Raw genomic sequence first — 2198 nt, 5'->3', positions numbered from 1 at the left:
CAGCAGGAGGCTCCGGCGGCAGGCTTTCAGATGGGGGTTTGGGCCGGGGTCGAGGAGGTTTCACAATGTGGGGGGCGCCCAGCTTGCTGCGCACCAACTCAGCTTGCTCCGGAGAAATGGTGCTGCTGTGGGTTTTGAAAGGGATCCCCAGTTGCTCACAAACCTCCAGCACATCCCGACTGTCACGCCCCATCTCACGGGCAATATCATAAATTCGAACTTTATCGGTCATTCGTCTGCTAGCCTCTGCTCCTTTACTTCTCGTCAGTTTTACTATCCAAACTCAATGGGAACCAAGTTATTGGGTTGAGCCGAACCTTTCGGGCTTGCGGGGGCTTCCTCCGGCGCATCGAGAACAGCTCGGCAATCCTCCGGGGATCCGGCCTGAAGGGAACCCAGGTCTGAAGCTGCTCTGGCAACATCCACAGGGGACATCCAGTAAAGCAACCGAGGAAGAACGAGCAAATGTCAACAGCGCCTCCAGAATAACCTCTCTGCAGTTCATCCCACTTGGCCTCAGTTTTCCAGCCAACTCCCATTCTGACAGTTGAGAGGGGCTGCCGTGTGGTTCGCAACTTAGCGAACCTGAAGAGGCGCTTTGAATATCTTACCTACATTGGGAATACCTCTAAGGCTCAGGCTTTTGGAGGAGATGTCCCTGGGAATCTTGCTCAAGAGAATCCAGCAGCCGTTGGAACAACGAGTCAGGCACAGGTGCCTTGAGGGCTCGGTTTATCTGTTGCTTGCGCCGGGCTGCTTGCAGACATTCCAGCCGCCGACAGACATAGGCAGAGCGCCCCATACCCCCGCCCAAAAGCACTTGGTGGGAATCAAATTGCCTGACCAGCCGCCACAGTTGTGAGCGAGGAAACAACTGGCGACAGCCTACACAACGGCGCAGCGGATCGGCACCCGGCAAAAGACTCTATCCTGCTGATACACTACAAGCAAGCTCTATCCAGCCTACTCCAAATCTGGCGCCCGCGATCGCAGAAACTCAAAGAAATACTCCACCAACTGGGGATCCCGCCAACCCCTGTCTGTTTCTTCCCGCAAGATGCTTATGGCCTCTTGAACGGTGAACGCTCGCTTGTAAGGTCGCTCCGAGGTGAGGGCGTCGTAGATGTCGATGATCTGGAAGATACGGGCCACCAGAGGGATCTCTTCCCCCTTGAGGCCGTCGGGATAACCGCTGCCATCCCAACGCTCGTGGTGGTGACGGATGAGGGGCAACACCTCTTTCATGGTGCGTAGTGGGCGGCAGATTTGCTCCCCGATCAAGACATGGGATTTCATCACCTCCCACTCTTCCGGCGTATGCTTGCCTGTTTTACCCAAAATGGCATCGGGTATGCCCACTTTGCCGATGTCGTGCAGGTAACCTCCCCACATCAGCACCTTGATCAGGGGACGGGGCAGATGCAAAAACTCGCCGAAGCTCTTGGCCATTTGTGCCAGGCGCTCACAGTGATCCCCGGTGGTGGGATCCCGGCTTTCCACACTGCGGGCAATGGCGAACAGAACCTGAGCAGCATGATCCAAGTCTTCATTGAGGTGCTTTTGGCGAACGAGGGAACGCACCCGCGCCAACAATTCCGACTCGTCAAAGGGCTTGCTCAAGAAATCATCTGCCCCAGCTTCAATACCGCGCACGCGATTTTTGTGATCGCTGGCCGCTGTAACCAATACCACCGGGATCAAGCGTGTCTCGTCATTCGCTTTGATGCGTCGACAGACCTCGAACCCATCTAACCCCGGCATCATGACATCCAGCAAGATCAGATCCGGCTGGAAGGTTTTCAACATTTGCAGGGCTTGATTGCCGCTTTCGGCCTCGCTGACCCGATAGCCAATGCTCTGCAGCAGATCCCCCAGCAGCAGGCGGCTGTTGGGCTGATCATCGACGATCAAAAGATGACCGATCTCTGTCTCATCCGCCTCATCCGCAGAAGGTGTGACAGGGATCCCAACTGTCACGGGCATCTTGGGCATCTCGAGTTTGGCGAGTTGGGCACAGGAAAAGCTGGTCACTGCAGGATCCCAGTAGCAACACCTCTACGGTAATCCCATCAGAGAAAAAAGAGCATCAGGCTTTACACTGAGCTGCTCCGGGAAAGGGAAGGGTTTTCTGATACATTTACGCTGAACACTGCTGAACATCACTGTTCAACTATGCAGCGATAGCATTCTGTTTGTTT

3 protein-coding genes are annotated in these 2198 nt (G+C 55.2%); all 3 read right to left on the bottom strand.

Translation table 11 applies throughout. The features are described from left to right. A partial coding sequence (locus tag NW837_RS11935) for a translation initiation factor IF-2 N-terminal domain-containing protein (protein ID WP_414331788.1) occupies nucleotides 1-232 on the bottom strand: 232 nt, incomplete at its 3' end. Between the two features lie 396 nt (nucleotides 233-628). Continuing rightward, complete coding sequence (locus tag NW837_RS11930) at nucleotides 629-919, bottom strand: YlxR family protein (RefSeq protein ID WP_011432759.1); 291 nt, start codon at nucleotides 917-919, stop codon at nucleotides 629-631. A 44-nt stretch (nucleotides 920-963) separates the two neighbouring features. Next, entirely contained in the window at nucleotides 964-1983 is a 1020-nt protein-coding gene (locus NW837_RS11925) for an HD domain-containing phosphohydrolase (RefSeq protein ID WP_414331786.1), read from the bottom strand. Nucleotides 1984-2198: the final 215 nt, after the last annotated feature.

The sequence above is a fragment of the Synechococcus sp. R6-10 genome (assembly GCF_047461815.1).
In the GTDB taxonomy this organism is placed as follows: domain Bacteria; phylum Cyanobacteriota; class Cyanobacteriia; order Thermostichales; family Thermostichaceae; genus Thermostichus.
The sequence above is the reverse complement of the archived record's forward strand: the minus strand, read 5'-3'. Positions and strand labels throughout refer to the sequence as shown.